Origin of the sequence: Jannaschia sp. 2305UL9-9 (genome assembly GCF_041403465.1) — a bacterium.
Classification (GTDB): Bacteria; Pseudomonadota; Alphaproteobacteria; order Rhodobacterales; family Rhodobacteraceae; genus Jannaschia.
Genome location: NZ_JBGEHM010000001.1, coordinates 593,740 through 610,073, shown reverse-complemented (window position 1 = coordinate 610,073; position 16,334 = coordinate 593,740). Strand labels below are relative to the sequence as shown.

At 63.8% G+C, this 16,334-nt stretch carries 16 protein-coding genes; 5 read left to right on the top strand and 11 right to left on the bottom strand.

The features are described from left to right. Positions 1 to 78 precede the first annotated feature (78 nt). The 3 genes from V6N07_RS03025 to dusB are packed head-to-tail and all read right to left on the bottom strand — an operon-like array spanning position 79 to position 3,515. Positions 79 to 1,446 (bottom strand): response regulator, encoded by a 1,368-nt coding sequence (locus tag V6N07_RS03025; RefSeq protein WP_371153945.1) that lies wholly within the window; start codon positions 1,444 to 1,446, stop codon positions 79 to 81. 15 nt (positions 1,447 to 1,461) lie between these two features. Then, on the bottom strand, positions 1,462 to 2,541 hold the full coding sequence (locus V6N07_RS03020) for a nitrogen regulation protein NR(II) (protein ID WP_371153944.1): 1,080 nt from the start codon (positions 2,539 to 2,541) through the stop codon (positions 1,462 to 1,464). Continuing rightward, positions 2,538 to 3,515, bottom strand: coding sequence for a tRNA dihydrouridine synthase DusB (gene dusB / locus V6N07_RS03015; RefSeq protein WP_371153943.1), 978 nt, complete (start codon positions 3,513 to 3,515; stop codon positions 2,538 to 2,540). Before dusB ends, V6N07_RS03020 begins: the two co-directional genes overlap by 4 nt. Positions 3,516 to 3,737: 222 nt before the next feature. Between dusB and V6N07_RS03010 the strand changes: the two genes are divergently transcribed. From V6N07_RS03010 to V6N07_RS03000, 3 genes are read left to right on the top strand one after another with little or no spacing between them, the layout of a single operon-like run. Beyond that, positions 3,738 to 4,868, top strand: a complete 1,131-nt coding sequence (locus V6N07_RS03010; RefSeq protein WP_371153941.1) for a bifunctional 2-C-methyl-D-erythritol 4-phosphate cytidylyltransferase/2-C-methyl-D-erythritol 2,4-cyclodiphosphate synthase — start codon at positions 3,738 to 3,740, stop codon at positions 4,866 to 4,868. Beyond that, positions 4,865 to 5,347, top strand: a complete 483-nt coding sequence (locus V6N07_RS03005; RefSeq protein ID WP_371153940.1) for a phosphatidylglycerophosphatase A — start codon at positions 4,865 to 4,867, stop codon at positions 5,345 to 5,347. Before V6N07_RS03010 ends, V6N07_RS03005 begins: the two co-directional genes overlap by 4 nt. Continuing rightward, positions 5,344 to 5,817: a CinA family protein gene (locus V6N07_RS03000; protein ID WP_371153938.1), complete on the top strand. Its 474-nt coding sequence runs from the start codon at positions 5,344 to 5,346 to the stop codon at positions 5,815 to 5,817. Before V6N07_RS03005 ends, V6N07_RS03000 begins: the two co-directional genes overlap by 4 nt. On the opposite strand, the gene V6N07_RS02995 is transcribed toward V6N07_RS03000, so the two are convergent. Then, positions 5,796 to 6,254, bottom strand: a complete 459-nt coding sequence (locus tag V6N07_RS02995) for a type II toxin-antitoxin system RatA family toxin (protein WP_371153936.1) — start codon at positions 6,252 to 6,254, stop codon at positions 5,796 to 5,798. The two genes, V6N07_RS03000 and V6N07_RS02995, sit on opposite strands and share 22 nt — an antisense overlap. 72 nt (positions 6,255 to 6,326) lie before the next feature. Here V6N07_RS02995 and hpt point away from each other — a divergent pair, with 72 nt between their 5' ends. Beyond that, complete coding sequence (hpt, locus tag V6N07_RS02990; protein WP_371153935.1) at positions 6,327 to 6,860, top strand: hypoxanthine phosphoribosyltransferase; 534 nt, start codon at positions 6,327 to 6,329, stop codon at positions 6,858 to 6,860. A 4-nt stretch (positions 6,861 to 6,864) separates the two neighbouring features. On the opposite strand, the gene V6N07_RS02985 is transcribed toward hpt, so the two are convergent. From V6N07_RS02985 to V6N07_RS02955, 7 genes are all read right to left on the bottom strand, one after another. Then, entirely contained in the window at positions 6,865 to 8,496 is a 1,632-nt protein-coding gene (locus V6N07_RS02985) for a hypothetical protein (protein WP_371153934.1), read from the bottom strand. A gap of 65 nt (positions 8,497 to 8,561) precedes the next feature. Further along, on the bottom strand, positions 8,562 to 9,680 hold the full coding sequence (locus V6N07_RS02980; RefSeq protein WP_371153932.1) for an ABC transporter ATP-binding protein: 1,119 nt from the start codon (positions 9,678 to 9,680) through the stop codon (positions 8,562 to 8,564). Between the two features lie 73 nt (positions 9,681 to 9,753). Further along, positions 9,754 to 11,406 carry an alpha-amylase family glycosyl hydrolase gene (locus tag V6N07_RS02975; protein WP_371153931.1) on the bottom strand — a complete coding sequence of 551 codons (1,653 nt, stop codon included), beginning with the start codon at positions 11,404 to 11,406 and terminating at the stop codon, positions 9,754 to 9,756. A gap of 8 nt (positions 11,407 to 11,414) precedes the next feature. Then, positions 11,415 to 12,557, bottom strand: coding sequence for a carbohydrate ABC transporter permease (locus tag V6N07_RS02970; protein WP_371153930.1), 1,143 nt, complete (start codon positions 12,555 to 12,557; stop codon positions 11,415 to 11,417). Further along, a complete protein-coding gene (locus V6N07_RS02965; RefSeq protein WP_371153929.1) occupies positions 12,557 to 13,534 on the bottom strand; it encodes a carbohydrate ABC transporter permease in 978 nt (325 codons plus the stop codon). The genes V6N07_RS02970 and V6N07_RS02965 overlap by 1 nt, the downstream gene beginning before the upstream one ends. A gap of 120 nt (positions 13,535 to 13,654) precedes the next feature. Then, entirely contained in the window at positions 13,655 to 15,010 is a 1,356-nt protein-coding gene (locus tag V6N07_RS02960) for an ABC transporter substrate-binding protein (protein WP_371153928.1), read from the bottom strand. Continuing rightward, on the bottom strand, positions 15,007 to 15,204 hold the full coding sequence (locus V6N07_RS02955; protein WP_371153926.1) for a hypothetical protein: 198 nt from the start codon (positions 15,202 to 15,204) through the stop codon (positions 15,007 to 15,009). The genes V6N07_RS02960 and V6N07_RS02955 overlap by 4 nt, the downstream gene beginning before the upstream one ends. A 92-nt stretch (positions 15,205 to 15,296) precedes the next feature. On the opposite strand from V6N07_RS02955, the gene V6N07_RS02950 reads away from it, so the two are divergent. Then, positions 15,297 to 16,331, top strand: coding sequence for a substrate-binding domain-containing protein (locus V6N07_RS02950; protein WP_371153924.1), 1,035 nt, complete (start codon positions 15,297 to 15,299; stop codon positions 16,329 to 16,331). Positions 16,332 to 16,334: the final 3 nt, after the last annotated feature.

Below are 16,334 nucleotides of genomic sequence, written 5' to 3'. Positions count from 1 at the left end.
CGCAAGATCGCCTCGCATCAATGTCTTACCGCGCGTTGGTCGCCGGGTTGTTCCCGATCCGCAACGCATGTGGCGAATCTACATCAATTTGCGGCGGCGTGTCACGAGGATATCCAGATCGGTGATCTTCTTTCTGAGCGTATTGCGATTGATCCCAAGCAGGTCGGCGCATTTGGCCTGATTTCCGCCGGTCGCATCGAGCGCGATCTCGATCAGCGGGCCTTCGACGTCGCGCAGGATGCGCTGATACAGACCCGGAGGCGGCAGTTGTCCCCCCTGAAGGTCGAAGTACCGGCGCAGGTGCTTTTCCACCGCTTCGGACAGATCATCGGTCGCCGCCGTGGAATCCGGCCCGAGATTGACCGTTGCGGTTCCGACGACCAATTCCACCTCCGAGCGTGAAATCTCCTCTGCCGGGCTGGTCGCGACAAGGCGGCGAACGGTGTTTTCCAACTGTCGGACATTGCCGGGCCAGGGGTGGGACCGCACAAGGCCCAATGCATCTTCACTGAACCGGCGCAGGCTTCCGCCCTCGCGTTCGGCGCGAGACAGGAAATGGGCCGCAAGCAGGGGAATGTCATCCACCCGTTCGCGCAGGGACGGCACGTCGATCTGTGCGCCCGCCAACCGGTAGTAAAGGTCGGATCGGAACGCATCGCCAAGCCGGGTCGACAGATCCTGTTGCGAAGTGGCAAGAATGCGCGGCCCGGATCCGTTCAGCCCGTCGAGCATGCGGACGACCCGGGCCTGTGCCTCGGCGTCGAGGTCGCCGACCTCATCGAAAAGCAGTGACCCGCCCTTTGCCTGCGCCAGAAGTTCGGCGGGGCCATCGAAGCTGGCCAACTGGGCGCCAGTGGCGGTGACGAACGGCAGGGTCCGTCGATCGGAAAAATCGTGGATGGCCCGCGCGATCAGGGATTTTCCCGTCCCGCTTTCGCCCGTGATCATCACGGGCAGATCGGTATTCATCACGCGCGCGACAAGACGGTACAGCGCCTGCATGCGCGGGGTGCGCCCGACGAGCGGCAGATCATCCGCCTCGGTCGGGACGCTGGGCGCAGATTTGGGTGTGGCGGCGACCGATTTGCGCTCCAACGCGCGGGCGGCGCGTTTCATCAGATCCGGCAGGTCGAACGGTTTCGGCAGATAGTCATAGGCGTCCGCTTCGGTCGCCTGAATGGCTGTCATGATGGTATTCTGTGCCGATATGATGATGACCGGCAGGCCCGGCCGGGCCGAACTGATCTTGGGCAGCATCTCCAGCCCGTTGCCATCCGGCATGATGACATCGGAGACGACAAGGTCACCTTTGCCCTCCTCGACCCAACGCATCAGGGTCATCAGGCTCGAGGTGGCATGCACCTTGCACCCTGCCCGGGTTAGGGCCTGCGTCAGAACCGTTCTGATCGTGCGGTCGTCGTCAGCGACAAGGATTGTTCCATCCATAAGATTAGCCTCTATTCAGTCGCTTGTAGCGCGTTGTTCATGTTCCACGTCCCGAGGGACGAGCGGGAGGGAAAGGCGAAAGACGGTCCGGCCGGGGGTGCTTTCGGCCTTGATCCATCCATCGTGCTCGTTGACGATCTTGGCGACGAGCGCGAGGCCGAGACCGGTTCCGTTTTCGCGGCCCGATACGAAGGGTTCGAACAGGTTGTTCTGCATCTCGTCCGGAATGCCGGGGCCGTCGTCGATGATTTCGACCTGAAGCGGCACGGCACCGCCGGACCCGTCGGGGCGGCGGACACGCAGCGAAAGCTCGTAGAAGGTCCGGATCGTGATCCGCCCGCCCTGCTTGCCGACCTGCGCGGCGTTCTTGAGCAGGTTCAGGAAGATCTGGAGCAGCTGGTCCGGATCGCCCCATGTCGGCGGAAGCGACGGATCATATGCCTCGTCGATCGTCATGTGCGCGGCAAAGCCGACCATCGCAGAGCGTCGCGCACGGTCGAGGATATCATGCAGGTTGACGGAGCGACGGGATGGGGGGCGCAGGTTTCCGAACTGCTCGACCTGTTCCAACAGCTTTACGATCCGGCGACTCTCCGCCACGATTAGATCCGTCAATTCAAGGTCTTCCGCGCTGAGGTTCATGCTCAGCAGCTGGGCGGCGCCCGTGATCCCGGCAAGCGGGTTCTTGATTTCATGGGCCAGCATCTCGGCCATGCCGATCGCCGATCTTGCCGCCGAGCGGGAATCGCGTCCGCGATCGACGCGGCCCGCGATATCCTGCGGTGTCACAAGGACGAGGGCGCCCGGCTCCATCGGGGAAATGTGGATGTCGCACCGGATGTCGGGCGCGGGGCCGATCCGGACGGACGTGTCGTGCAGGGTCAGGGGGGCGTCATTGCGCAGAACCCGCGCAAACGCCGCCGTCAGCCCGCCCTCGACCGTCAGAACATCCCCAATGGGGACACTGGCAAGCGCCTTGGCGGATCGGTTCACGAACCCCTCGGCCGGGCCGTTGACCTCGATGATCCGGCCTTCGCTATCCAGGATGAAGGCGGGCACGGAGAGGCATTGCCAAACGGTAGACGTGTCGGTCATGCGGCCTGCTTTCCGTGATATTGAATGGCAGAGGGTAGAAGCCGTCGAACAGCCTCCGGTTCGGCCGTCAGGACCGCGCGGCGGATGTCGGCCGGTGTGCCCGCACCATCCATGTACCAGCCGAGATGCTTGCGCGCGGCACGCGCGCCAAGGGCGCCGTAGAACGTGAGCATCGCATCGTAATGTCCTGTGATCAGGTCACAAAGTTCCTTGTCGCGCGGGATCTGCGGCGGTGTCCGGCCTGCCAATGACGCGGCAATGTCGGCACAGGCCCAGGGCCGCCCCTGAATGCCCCGTCCCACCATCACGCCGGCCGCGCCCGAGGCGGCGAGTGCGGCGCGCGCGTCCCGGCCATCGAGGATGTCACCATTCACCAGAACCGGGATGTCGACGGCGTCGACGATCTCGCCCACGGCGGCCCAATCGGCCTTGCCCTTGTAGAACTGGCATCTGGTGCGCCCATGGATCGTGAGCATCCTGATGCCCGCGTTCTCCGCCCGCGTGGCAAGGGACGCCGTGTTGCGGCTGTCGTCATCCCATCCCAACCGGGTCTTTAGCGTCACGGGAACGGAGACGGCACCGACCACGGCCTCGATCAAGGTCATGGCGTGGTCATGATCGCGCAAAAGGGCAGATCCGGACGCCCCGCCCACGACCTTCTTGGCCGGGCATCCCATGTTGATATCGATGATTCGGGCGCCCTGCCCTTCGAGCATGCGCGCAGCTTCGGCCATCCAATGCGCCTCGCGTCCGGCGATCTGTACCGATGTACCCTCGACGCGCGGGCCGATCTCGGCGCGGTCGCGCACGCTGCGCTTGGCCTGGACCATTTCACGGCTGGCAACCATTTCTGACACGACCAGACCCGCACCGAACCGCTGCACGAGGGTGCGCATCGGCAGGTCTGTGATCCCCGCCATGGGGGCAAGGACGACGGGCGATGTCAGCCCCAGTGCGGCGAGGCGTGCATCCAAGTGTTGTGCGGTGTTTTCGGGCACGTGCTGAAACCCTGTGCAGATTCATCAAGTGGATAGACCGTCGAGCAGGCGAACGCAGCGGTCTGGCGGGTGTGTTGGTGGTTCGCGCATCGTTTGCACAATAATTGCGCAGATCGCTAGGGGTATGCCTGTCCTGTTGTCAGGTCATGACCACACAGCTAGGAACGGCGCGGCCAGTTAACAGGATATCGCCTGCCGATGACACGTCCAACCGTCACCTTGCTGATCGTCGCCGCCGGACGGGGCCTGCGTGCGGGTGGCGGGATTCCCAAGCAGTATCGCGTCCTTGGCGATCGCCCCGTAATCGCCCGCAGCGTCGATGCCTTTGCCGGCCTTGTGGATGACACGCTGGTGGTGATCCACCCGGATGATCAGGCGCGGTTTGCGCGGGCCTGCCCGACCGTTCGCCATGTCGCCGGTGGTAATACGCGCCATGCCTCGGTTCAGGCCGGGTTGGCCGATGTGCGGACGGACCTTGTCCTGATCCACGACGCGGCGCGGCCGCTCGTATCGCGGGCCGTCATCGAAGGGGTGCTTGCTGCGCTGACGCATCAGGATGCAGCCGCCCCGGCCGTGGCGGTCACCGACGCGCTGTGGCGCGGGGAAACTCTGGTGACGGGCGTGGCGGACCGGTCCGGGCTCTGGCGGGCACAGACCCCGCAGGGGTTCCGCACGGACGCCTTGAGGCAGGCGCATGCGGCCTATTCCGGCGAGGCTGCGGATGATGTGCAGGTCGCGCGTGCCGCAGGTCTGTCGGTTGCGATCACGCCGGGGTCCGAGGATAACATCAAGATCACCGCGCCCGACGATTTCGTCCGGGCCGAGCGCCTGCTGACAGGAGACAGAGCCATGGATATCCGCGTTGGCAACGGGTTCGACGTTCACCGGTTCGGACCGGGCGATCATGTCGTGCTGTGTGGTGTGAAGGTGCCGCATGGGCGCGGCCTGCAGGGGCATTCGGATGCCGATGTCGCCCTGCACACGATCACGGACGCCATCTATGGCGCCTTGGCCGAGGGCGATATCGGAACGCATTTCCCCCCCTCCGACCCCCAGTGGAAAGGCGCCGAGAGCGGTCAGTTCCTGCGCCACGCCGTCGATCTGGCCGCGGCGCGGGGCTTTCGCATCAGCAACGTCGACTGCACCCTGATCTGCGAAGAGCCGAAGATCGGACCGCATGCCGCCGAGATGCGCACGCGGGTGGCCGACTTGATGGGACTGGGCCGCGATCGCGTATCGGTCAAGGCAACCACGACAGAAAAGCTGGGCTTTGCCGGACGGGGCGAGGGGATCGCCTGTCAGGCGACCGTCGCGCTGGTGGCCCGATGAAGGCCGCGCGATTGATCGCGACGGTCGGGGGCGTCGGCAACCTGCGCCCCGCGCCCGGTACTTGGGGGTCTCTGGCTGCGCTGCCGCTCGGGTGGCTCGTGATGCAAGGGGGGCCGATCCTGTTCACCTTGGCGACCTTGGCGGTGCTCCCCCTCGGCCTGTGGGCCACCAAAGGCGTGACCGCGGGCAGCGGCGATCATGATCCGTCCGAGGTCGTCATCGATGAGGTGCTGGGCCAGTGGATCGCCCTGCTGCCGCTGGCGTGGGGGGCGGCGAATGCGGGCGTCCCGGTCGAGCGTCTGTGGCCCGGCTGGATCGCGGCCTTTGTCCTGTTCCGCCTGTTCGACATCTGGAAACCGGGGCCGGTCGGCTGGATGGACAGGCGATCGGACGCCTTGGGTGTAATGCTGGACGATGCCGTGGCGGGCGTCCTGGCCGCAATCGGCGTGGTCGTGTTGGCCGCGTTGGCGCACCTGTGACGGCGCAGGCCATCCTTGCGGCGGCTGCCGGTCGCACGATCGCAACGGCCGAAAGCTGCACCGGTGGCATGGTGGCCGCGGCCCTGACCGACCTGCCCGGATCGTCGGCGGCCTTCCTTTGGGGGGTCGTTACCTATTCGAACGACGCCAAGGTCGACCTGCTGGGGGTTTCACCAGAAACGCTGGACCGGGTGGGGGCGGTTTCGGAAGATGTCGCGCGGGAAATGGCCGAGGGCGCGCGGGTGCGCGCGATGACGGATATCGCGGTGTCCGTCACCGGCATCGCGGGTCCCGGCGGGTCCGAGCACAAGCCGGAGGGGCGCGTCTGTTTCGGGTTGGCCACCAGCACGGGAACGCGGGTGGAAACCGTGGACTTTGGCGCCTTGGGTCGCGACGCCGTGCGCCGGGCGGCGCGGGATCATGCGCTTGAACTGATCTTGTCGGCGCTTCAGGCGGCCGGGCGCCCGTAGAGCGCCTTTGCGCGCTTTTCGAAGGCGGCGACGACCCTCTGCATCGCCTCGTTGAAGACCACGCCGACCACCCGGCCGATGATGGCGTTCCGAAACTCGAAATCGACCCAGAAGTGCACGCGGCATCCCCCGCCGGACAGCGGTTCGAACCGCCATTCCGATTGCAGGTGGCGGAACGGACCATCGAGGTATTCGGTCTCGATCCGCTTTTCCTCGGGCCATAGAACCACCTTGGAGCCGAACTGCTCCCGGAAAACCTTGAACGAAATCACGAGGTCGGCAAGCATGACTTCCCCCTCCGGGCCGCCCTCGCGCGACCGGATGCGCGCGGCTGCTGTCCACGGCAGGAACTTGGGGTAATTGGCGACATCCGCGACCAGGTCGTACATCTGGTCCGCCGAATATGGCAGGACACGGCTTTCGGAATGGCGCGGCATGGGTGGACCCCTTGGTCGTGATCGAACAGCGTGTTAACGCCCCAGATGCCGGAAGGTTCGCGAGGAGTCAAAATGCCAGAGGCTTACGTAATCGATCAGATGATCAGCGCCAAGGCCATCGCGGCCCGGATCGAGGCGTTGGCCCGCGACATCGAAGCGCGGTTCGACGGCACCGACAAGCTGGTCGTCGTCGGCCTGTTGCGGGGGTCATTCGTGTTCATCGCGGACCTCGTTCGCGAACTGAACCTGCCGGTGGAGGTCGATTTCCTCGAGGCGTCGTCCTACGGCGACGGGATGGAGAGCAGCCGCGAGGTGCGCATCCTCAAGGACCTGCGCGGCGAGATCGGCGGCCGTGACGTGCTGGTGGTCGAGGATATCGTCGACACGGGTTTCACGCTGCACCACGTCATCGGCCTGTTGAAGTCGCGCGCCCCTGCCCGGCTGGAAACCATTGCTTTGCTGGACAAACCCGCCCGGCGGGAGGTGGACGTGAAGGCCAGCTGGACCGGGTTCGAGATACCGGATGAATTCGTGGTGGGCTACGGGATCGACTATGCGCAGCGGAACCGCAACCTGCCCTTCATCGGCAAGGTGCGGTTCCCCTGATCGCTCAATCCTCGGCGCGGGCGGCGCGCAGGGACCGCAACTCCTGCTGTGACAGCACGAGGACGGGCTTGCCGGTATAATCGACCTGCGGCACGTTCCCGAGCTGCCGGAAGAAGCTGATCAGCAGGGCCGAGGTGACGGCGACACCGGCCAGCGCCTTGAACACGCCGGGCGCGGTGGCGTGCAGGGTGGCCCAGTACATGTCGGGGGTGAACATCTCGATCCCGACATGCAGCATCGGCAGCAGGATGAAGGCGGTGGCGGCCAGCAGGACGGCCTTGAGCAGTCCCCCGATCACATGGCGCGGCGCGGTGATAAAGCGCGGCAAAAGGTAAGGCACCGTCATCAACGTGCCGACCCCGGCATAGGCGTAAAGCGCGTGCATCGGGTTCTGGCCATAGCTGATCTGGAACGCCTGGTAATCGCGCCCTCCTTCGATCAGCTGCCAAAGGATCCAGGCGGTGCCAAGCAGCCCAAGCCCCAGCAAACGCATCATCAACCAATCGGCGATGACATACAGTTTCATCGCGGCACCGATGGACGGCAGCTTGGGTTCCGGCAGCTTGCCCTTGTTCATGTTCTTCTTGGGCGCCACCTCCGGCAAGTCGGAGGCGCGCTGGCTGGGATAGGGGCGCAGGGCGTCCGGGGATGTGGCCGCGGGCGGTTTGCGGGCGATGACGGCGATGGTCGTGGCAATCAGGCCGAGGAAGGAAACGGCGCTTATAATGGTAGTCGTTGACCCGGCCTGGACCAAATCATAGCGCGTGAAGACGCCAGGTGATTGTCCCTCTAGAATCGACGTCAGCGCGGGAGGTGCCATAACCAGGAGCGGGGCAAGTGCAGCAAGCGAGACGGCAGAGATGTAAAAACCGATGGCCGGAAAGTGGAACCAACGCGTGGGGCGATGAACAAAGCGCGGCAATGTGCGCGTTGTGAGAAAGGAAAGACCAATCGCAACGCAGAGACCGGCAGAGACCATCGCGTAAGAAAATAAATCGGTCGCGGCATAGAGCGCGGCGACCTGTGGGTCCCGTTGCGATGTCAGGTGGATGGCAACGCCAAATGTGATCATCGCGACACCGCCTAGGGCGAGCAGAGCGCGATGAATGCTGAGAACGACGAAGGCGTCATCACTCGGACGTCCCCGAGCCTGCCGGGTTATTCGGTCTGCTGGCGCCGGAATGTTCCCATCCCCCCCACCTGACAGTATGGACTTGATACCGGTGACAACGGACGCGACGAAAAAGAAGATCCCGAAACTGGAGAGAATCCGCATATGGACTTGTGTTATTTGCTCCGGTGCCATCCCGGCGGCGATCCCTTGATATGAGATCAAAAACTGACCGGAAGCGCTGAAGAGATAGAGCGCGAGGAGCAGTATCGGCAAATGCAACCAACGCGAAGGCGCCTTGACCGCGTTTGGCATAACTGGGCGACACCCAAGAATAAGCGGCAGAAGACAAGACAGTGCCAGCAAACTTGCGGGCAGTATATTCGCTGCGGGCGCCTCAAGCAGCGCCGTGTCACGGGCCACATTCCAAGCCCATTCGCCTGCTTGCATCGCATAGACAAGGCCCACGCCAGAAATCATGCTATGATGAATTTCGGCGATACTTTTTCCTTTGAACAGCGGCATGAGAGGCAATCCTTGATAAGACTGCCCCGACGTGTGTCCCCCCATTCCGGCGAAATCGGGGCCGATCAGCGGTAAAGCAGCGACACTCCGTTGCGGAATATGTGCACTTTCGCGGGATCGGCCGCCAGACGGATGGTCTGACCCCGCATGTTCGGGTGGATGCCCTGCAGCTTGGCGATGACCGGATCGGCGTCCGGCGTGGCCCGCTTGAAATACAGCAGCGTCACCTCGCCCAGCCGTTCCTCCACCTCGACCACGCCCTCGAACGCGAAATCCTCGCCCTCGGTCGCGATGGCATCCTCGGGGCGGATGCCGAACTTGACAGAGGATCCCATGTCCTCGGGCTTGGTCGGTATGGTGGAGGTGACCGTTCCGCCGCCATGCTTGCTGCGGATGGTGGTCGTCTCGCCGGTGCCGGTGATTTCGCCTTCCATCAGGTTCATGGCGGGCGAGCCGATGAAGCGGGCGACGAATTCGCCGTTGGGGCGTTCATAGAGGTCCAGCGGCGTGCCGACCTGGGCGATGGAATACTTGTGCCCGTTGTCCTTGAGCGCATCCAGCACGACGATGCGGCTGGCCAAGGTCATCGCCTCCACCTGGTCGTGGGTGACGTAGATCATGGTCGAGTTCGGCATCTGCTCCTTGAGCTGCGCGATCTCGATCCGGGTCGCGACGCGCAGGGCCGCATCGAGGTTCGAGAGCGGCTCATCGAACAGATAGACCTTGGGGTCGCGCACGATGGACCGGCCGATGGCGACACGCTGTCGCTGACCACCCGACAGGGCCTTGGGCAGGCGGTCAAGGTATTCGGTCAGTTGCAGCTTGGCCGCCGCCGCCTCGACCGCCGCATTCATCTTGGCCGGATCGACCTTGGCGATCTTGAGCGCGAACTGCATGTTTTCGCGCACCGTCATATGCGGATAGAGGGCGTAGGACTGGAACACCATCGCGATGCCCCGCTCGGACGGGGGGACGTCATTGACGACCTGACCGTCGATTTCCAGCGTCCCGCCCGAGATCTTCTCCAACCCGGCGATCATGCGCAGCAGGGTGGATTTGCCGCAACCGGAGGGACCGACGAAAACGATCAGCTCGCCCTGTTCGATGTCGAGGTTGATGTCCTTCAGGACTTCGACGGTACCGCCGTAGACCTTGGACACGTCGGTCAGTTTCAGGTTCGCCATGATCGTCGTCCCTCCCGGGTCTTTTTATGGATCGCGCCGCCGCCCGCACCCGATGCGGATGGCGGCGCGGGTATCATACGCCCTTGAGCAACGTGTATTGCCACGGCCCGAGGCTCATGCCCCCTGCCCCGGTCGCGCGTCCGGGATCGGTTCCGCCGATCCCATCGACGAATTCCCAGTTGCCTTCGGGCGGGTGAACGCTGGCCGCGTCGCCGCCAAGATTGAAGGCACAGAACCAGCGTTCGTCCCCTTCGGACCGGACGAAATGCAAAAGCTGTCCATCGGCCTGCATGTCGGTCTGCTCGCCCTTTTGCAGCGCAGGCGCAGCGGCACGCATCGCGATCACGCGACGATAGTGGTGCAACAGGGCATCCTTGCGATCCTCCTGCAGGGCGACGGCGTTGCCCAGATGCTCGTGCGCGACCGGCAGCCACGGCTTGACCTCGGAAAAGCCGCCGCCTTCGTTCGACGCCTCCCAGACCATCGGGGTGCGGCAGCCGTCGCGGCCCACGTATTCGGGCCAGAACTCGATGCCGTAGGGGTCCTGCAGATCCTCGTAGGCGACACGCGCCTCGTTCAGGCCCAGTTCCTCACCCTGATACAGACAGACCGAGCCGCGCAGGCATTGCAGCAGCGTCGCGTAGCAACGCGCGCCCTGCTCATCGAGGTTCCAGCGGGTCACATGCCGCGTCACATCGTGGTTGGACAGCGCCCAGCAGGCCCAGCCGTCCGGCGCTTCGGCGTTCAGCTTGTCGTAGACCTCGACGATGCGGGGGGCGGTCAGCAGGTCACCGGCGAGGAATTCGAAGGCATAGCACATCTGCACGCCCTGCCCGTCCCGTGTGTATTGACCGAGCAGTTCCATGCCACGCTGCGCATCGCCCACCTCACCCACCGCGGCGGTGCCGGGATATTCGTCCAGCAGTTCGCGGAACCGCTTGAGGAACAGGAGGTTCTCGGGCTGGTTCTTGGAATAGATGTGTTCCTGGTGGTTGTAGGGGTTCACGGCGGGCGCGATGTTCGCGTTGCGCTTTTCGGGCGGTAACGCGGGGTTGTCGCGCAGGGCCTTGTCCGCGAAGTAGAAGTTGATGGTGTCGAGGCGGAAGCCGTCGACACCCCGGTCCAGCCAGAACCGGGTCGCATCCAGCAGCGCATCCTGCACGTCCGGGTTGTGAAAATTCAGGTCCGGTTGCGAGGTCAGGAAGTTGTGCAGGTAATACTGCAACCGCCGCGCGTCCCAGTGCCAGCCCGTGCCACCGAAGATCGACAGCCAGTTGTTCGGCGGGGTGCCGTCCGGCTTGGGGTCGGCCCAGACATACCAGTCGGACTTGGGGTTGGTGCGGCTGCTGCGGCTTTCCTGAAACCACGGGTGCGCATCCGAGGTATGCGACAGCACGAGGTCGATCATGATGCGCACGCCCAGGCGGTGCGCAGTGGCGACGAGGCGGTCGAAATCCTCCAACGAGCCGAACATCGGATCGACGTCGCAATAGTCGCTGACGTCGTAGCCGAAATCCTTCATCGGCGACGTGAAGAACGGGCTGATCCAGATGGCATCGACCCCCAGCGACGCCACGTAAGGCAGTCGCTGGGTGATGCCGTTCAGGTCGCCGATACCGTCGCCCGATGTATCCTGAAAGGACCGCGGATAGATCTGATAGATCACGCCGCCCTTCCACCAATCGGGATTCATGTCAGGCGACAGTTGTTGAGCGATTGCAGTCATGTATCGTCCTATTTCACGGAACCGGCCAGCAGGCCGCGCACCAGGTAGCGTTGCATGGTAAAGAACACGATCAGTGGCACCGCGATCGACACGAAGGCCGCCGCTGCAAGGATGCCCCAATCACCGCCGCGCGACCCAAGCAGGTCGTCGGCGATCTTGACCGTCATTACCCAGGATTCGGAGTTGGATGGAAGAAAGACCTTGGCCACCAGCAGGTCATTCCACGTCCAAAGGAACTGAAAGATCGCGAAGCTGGCCAGCGCGGGAAAGGACAGCGGCAGGACGATCTTGGTGAAGACCTGAAAATCCGTGGCACCGTCGACCTTGGCGCTTTCGATGATGTCGCGCGGCAGGCCGACCATGTAGTTGCGCAGCAGGTAGATCGCCAGCGGCAGGCCAAAGCCCGTGTGAGCGAACCAGATGCCATAGAACGATTGCCCGATCCCGATCTGGTTGTGAAACTTGAGCATCGGCACGAGCGCCAGCTGCAGGGGTACCACCAGCAGACCGACGATGATCGCGATGATCGTGCCGCGGAACGGAAAGTCCATCCACGCCAGCGCATAGGCCGCGAAGGCCGCGATCAGGATCGGGATGATCGTCGCCGGAATCGTCACGGTCAGGGTATTGATGAAGGCCGTGTCCATCCCGTTCGAGAACAGGATCGTCTCGTAGTTGTCGGTCGAGAAATTGGGCGGCACCGACGTTCCGAAATAGAGGGTCGGATTGCGGCCGGGCGCGTCATCGGCCGGGTCGACATAGCGATAATCGCCGTTGGTCTCGACCGTCAGGGTGCGACCGCGCACCAGCTCTCCGGTGGTGCCAGGCTCGAATGCCGTCGGCTCCGCTCGGCGGCCACCGAAGGCCGTGATCTCGCCGCTGCCGTCCTCGCCGAAGACGTTGCCCGTCAGGACCCAGCCGTCGACCTCTCGTTGGAACTCGCCCTCGGCCCCGGCGGCGAAATTCTGCTCCGTCGCGAAAGGCGCATTCCACCAGCCCGAATTCGAGATCGCGTCCCGGTCGCGGAACGAACTGACCAGCAGGCCGACGGTCGGGATCAGCCACAGCACGACAAGCAGGGCGACCGAAATGTTCGTGACCAGCGCGAGCGAGCTTTTGGCGCCCGCGATTCCGTCATCGTTCGCAGACATCAGCGCACCTCGTTTCTGGCTTGTAGGATGTTCCAGATCATGACCGGCAGGACGATAAGCATGATCACGAAGGCCACCGCCGTGGCGCGGCCGTCATCGCGGAACATGTATTCCATCATGTAGCTGGGCAGGATCTGCGTGCCGAAATTGCCGCCCGTCATCGTGTAGACGATGTCGAACACCTTCAGCACGAGAATGGTGATCGTGGTCCAGACGACGACGATCGTTCCCATGATCTGCGGGATCTTGATCTTGAAGAAGATCTGGATCGGGCTTGCGCCATCTATGATGGCCGCTTCGATCGTTTCCTCCGGTATCCCGCGCAGGGCGGCGGACAGGATGACCATCGCAAAACCCGTCTGGATCCACACGAGGATGACCATGAGGAAGAAGTTGTTCCAGAATGCGACCTGCAACGGATCGATCGGCGCCATGCCGATGGTGTCGCGGATGGCGTTGATGATCCCGATTTCCGGATCGACGGCATAGACGAACTTCCAGATCAGGGATGCGCCCACAAAGCTGATCGCCATCGGCATGAAAATCAGGGATTTGGCGATGTTCCCCCACGACAGCCGGTCGGTCAGCTGCGCCACAAGAAGGCCGAGGAACGTCGCCGCGGCGGGGACGAACAGGACCCACAGGAAGTTGTTGAACAGCGCCGTGCGGAATTCGCCGTCCGCGAACAGCGCACCATAGTTGCCCAGCGCGATGAATTCCTCGCCCGACCGGTTGAAGAGCGAGCGGTAGAAGCTGCCGAATACGGGATAGACGAGGTAGAGCGTCAGCGCCGCGAGGGCGGGCAGCAGGAACAGCCACGGGCGGATCTGGTTGGCGCGATTGATGTTGCGCCCGGCGTCCGGGCCACGGGCCGGGAACAAGACCCTGTCCAGCACGAGGTTCGAGGTCCAGAAGTACCCGATACATCCGCCGACGCCGATGATGACGGTCAGGATGCCCTGCAAAAGCGGTGACATGGCTGGTCCTCCCTTGTGCTGAATTGGTGGGGTGGACGACCCGGACCATCCTTGCCCCGGAATGTCCCGTTGCTGGCGAGCCCCCCTCGTGAGGGGCGCGCCGGGGAACCTTGCGGTGTCTTAGTTCAGTGCGTCCCAACGCTCCTGGATGCTATCGGCCACGTCCTCGGCAGAGGCGCCGGTGACGTAGTCGACCATGCCGGTCCAGAACGCGCCTGCGCCGATCTCGCCGGGCATCAGGTCGGACGCATCGAAGCGGAACGTGGTCGCATCGGCAAGGATCTGTCCCTGCGCGCGCAGCGAGTCGCTTTCGTAGGCGTCGAGGTTCACGCCGGCATGCGCCGTCAGGAAACCGCCCTGCGCCATCCACATCTCGTGCGCGATCGGCAACTTCATGAACTCGATCAGCGCATTCGCCCCTTCGGACGGGTTGGTGATCGAGAACAGGGTGCCGGCGCCCAGAACAGGCTTGCCCAGATCCTTGCCCTCATAGGCCGGGAAGTAGAAGAAATCTGCGTCCTGCCCCATCTCAGTGCCTTCGGGGAAGAACGCCGGGATGAACGAGGCCTGACGGTGCATGTAGCAGGCAGGCGGGATGTCGAAGAGGCCGGTCGGGCTGTCACGGAAGTCCGTGTTTGCAACGGCTTGCGACCCGCCATTCACGTAATCGTCGTTCAGGGCGAAGGCGCCGAACTCCTCGATCGCGGCCACGACCTTGGGGTCGTTGAACGGCATTTCGTTCGACACCCAAGCATCATAGTCCTCGGGCGACTGCGTGCGCAGCATCATGTCCTCGACCCAGTCGGTCGCGGGCCAGCCGGTTGCCGCACCCGAGCCCAGACCGATGCACCACGGCGTGCCACCGTCTGCGACGATCTGGTCGGTCAGCGCCTTGAGCTCTTCCATCGTCTCGGGGATGTCATAGCCGCTTTCGTCGAAGGCGGCGGGCGAATACCAGACCAGCGACTTCAGATCGACGCGGTAGAACATGCCGAACAGCTGATCGTTGCCGTCCGCGTCCGCATAGGTTCCCAGATCGACCCAGGACGACCCGGCGGCGAAGTTGTCGGCGACCCACTCGGCGGTGCCGTCGGCCAGCGGTGTCAACAGGCCCTGCGACGCCATGTCGGCGGCCAGACCCGGCTGCGGGAAGACGGCGAGGTTGGGGGCGGAGCCAGCGCGCGCCGAGATCACGATGTCCTGCTCGAACGAGTCGGATCCGGAATAGGTGACGTCCGCGCCGGTCGCATCGGCGAAGAACGCCATGATGATGTCGAACTTGGCCTTTTCGTCGCCGGTCCAGGGGCCGGTGATCGTGACCGTCTCACCCGACAGGTCGGTGGCTTCGGCAAATGCGTTGTAGCTGTCCCAGTCGAACGGGCCTTCGCCCGGCGTGAATGCGGATGTGTGGCCGTCCGCATAGGCGGCGCCAGACAGAAGCACCGCGATTGCGGTGCTGCTTGCAAGCTTCTTCATGTAACCCTCCCGCGCGGCCGATGTGCGACCGCAAGTTGTTGCCGGTTCCCGGCGATCTCGATCTCTGCGGCTGCCTCTTCCAAACCGCTTTGACTGGCGAAGAATGACTCCGCCTTCACCGAAAAGTCAACGCCCCTGTCCGACCACATCGTGGGTTTGCTGTCGATTTTTTTCAGTTGCCAAACAATGACCATTCGGGGCACCTCACGGCAAGGCTCGTTCGGTCGAGTGGAAAATTCAAACCGATTTGGGTGCATTTGCCCCTTAACTTTCAGGACGTCGCAGGGTGAATCTCAGGGAATTCTCGGAACTGCTGGGTCTGTCGCCGACAACGGTCAGTCGCGCGTTGGGCGGCTATCCCGAGGTCAAGGAGGAGACCCGCCGCAAGGTCGCAGAGGCCGCGCGGACCCACGGGTATCGTCCGAACCGGCGGGCCGCATCCCTTGCAACCGGCCGGGCGATGGCCATCGGGCATGTGATTCCCACCTCTCTGAACCACGAGATGGTGAACCCGGTCTTTGCCGACTTTCTCGCCGGTGCGGGCGAGATCTATTCCGATGCGAATTACGACCTGATCCTGTCGGTGGTCAACGATGGCAACGAGGTTCGCGCCTATCGTCAGATGGCCCGAGCGGGCAGCGTGGACGGAATCATCGTGCACGGCCCGCGGGATGACGACGCGCGCGTGGCCCTGTTGCGCGAAACCGCCCTGCCCTTCGTCGTGCACGGACGCGTTCCGGTGGCCCCGACGGATTACAATTTCGTCGACGTGGACAACCGGCGGGCCTTTCAACGCGCGACGGATCTTTTGCTGGATCTTGGGCATCGGCGCATCGCGCTTTTGAACGGACATGAGACGATGGATTTCGCGCGACGGCGGCGCGACGGCTACCTTTCCGCAATGGTCGCGCGTGGCCTGCCTGATTGCGCCGAGCTGCGGTTCGACGGCGAGATGTCGGAGCAGAATGGCTACCGCACGGCGTGCGGGATGCTGGCACAGCAGGATGCGCCGACGGCCTTCCTCGTGTCTTCCATGATCATGGCGATCGGGGTGCGCCGGGCCATCCACGACGCCGGGCTGGTCATGGGCCAGGACGTGTCGGTCGTTACCCATGACGACATGCTCAGCTATCTCGGAAACGGAGATGACGTTCCGATTTTCACGGCGACACGCTCTTCCGTCCGGGCCGCGGGTCGCCGCTGCGCGGAGATCCTGCTGGATCGGATTTCACGACCTTCTCAGGACCCCGTTCAGGAGGTTTGGGAAAGCGACCTGATCCTCGGCGCCTCCACCGGCCCCGCCCCCCGAAGCCGCACCTGACAT

What these genes read in the sequence shown, in the direction of transcription:
- V6N07_RS02960 (WP_371153928.1), bottom strand. Translation starts at nt 15,010, where the DNA reads ATGAAGAAGCTTGCAAGCAGCACCGCAATCGCGGTGCTTCTGTCTGGC.
- V6N07_RS02995 (WP_371153936.1), bottom strand. Translation starts at nt 6,254, where the DNA reads ATGCCGCGCCATTCCGAAAGCCGTGTCCTGCCATATTCGGCGGACCAG.
- V6N07_RS03020 (WP_371153944.1), bottom strand. Translation starts at nt 2,541, where the DNA reads ATGACCGACACGTCTACCGTTTGGCAATGCCTCTCCGTGCCCGCCTTC.
- V6N07_RS03010 (WP_371153941.1), top strand. Translation starts at nt 3,738, where the DNA reads ATGACACGTCCAACCGTCACCTTGCTGATCGTCGCCGCCGGACGGGGC.
- V6N07_RS02975 (WP_371153931.1), bottom strand. Translation starts at nt 11,406, where the DNA reads ATGACTGCAATCGCTCAACAACTGTCGCCTGACATGAATCCCGATTGG.
- V6N07_RS03005 (WP_371153940.1), top strand. Translation starts at nt 4,865, where the DNA reads ATGAAGGCCGCGCGATTGATCGCGACGGTCGGGGGCGTCGGCAACCTG.
- V6N07_RS02970 (WP_371153930.1), bottom strand. Translation starts at nt 12,557, where the DNA reads ATGTCTGCGAACGATGACGGAATCGCGGGCGCCAAAAGCTCGCTCGCG.
- V6N07_RS03025 (WP_371153945.1), bottom strand. Translation starts at nt 1,446, where the DNA reads ATGGATGGAACAATCCTTGTCGCTGACGACGACCGCACGATCAGAACG.
- V6N07_RS02985 (WP_371153934.1), bottom strand. Translation starts at nt 8,496, where the DNA reads ATGCCGCTGTTCAAAGGAAAAAGTATCGCCGAAATTCATCATAGCATG.
- V6N07_RS02965 (WP_371153929.1), bottom strand. Translation starts at nt 13,534, where the DNA reads ATGTCACCGCTTTTGCAGGGCATCCTGACCGTCATCATCGGCGTCGGC.
- V6N07_RS02980 (WP_371153932.1), bottom strand. Translation starts at nt 9,680, where the DNA reads ATGGCGAACCTGAAACTGACCGACGTGTCCAAGGTCTACGGCGGTACC.
- V6N07_RS02955 (WP_371153926.1), bottom strand. Translation starts at nt 15,204, where the DNA reads ATGGTCATTGTTTGGCAACTGAAAAAAATCGACAGCAAACCCACGATG.
- hpt (WP_371153935.1), top strand. Translation starts at nt 6,327, where the DNA reads ATGCCAGAGGCTTACGTAATCGATCAGATGATCAGCGCCAAGGCCATC.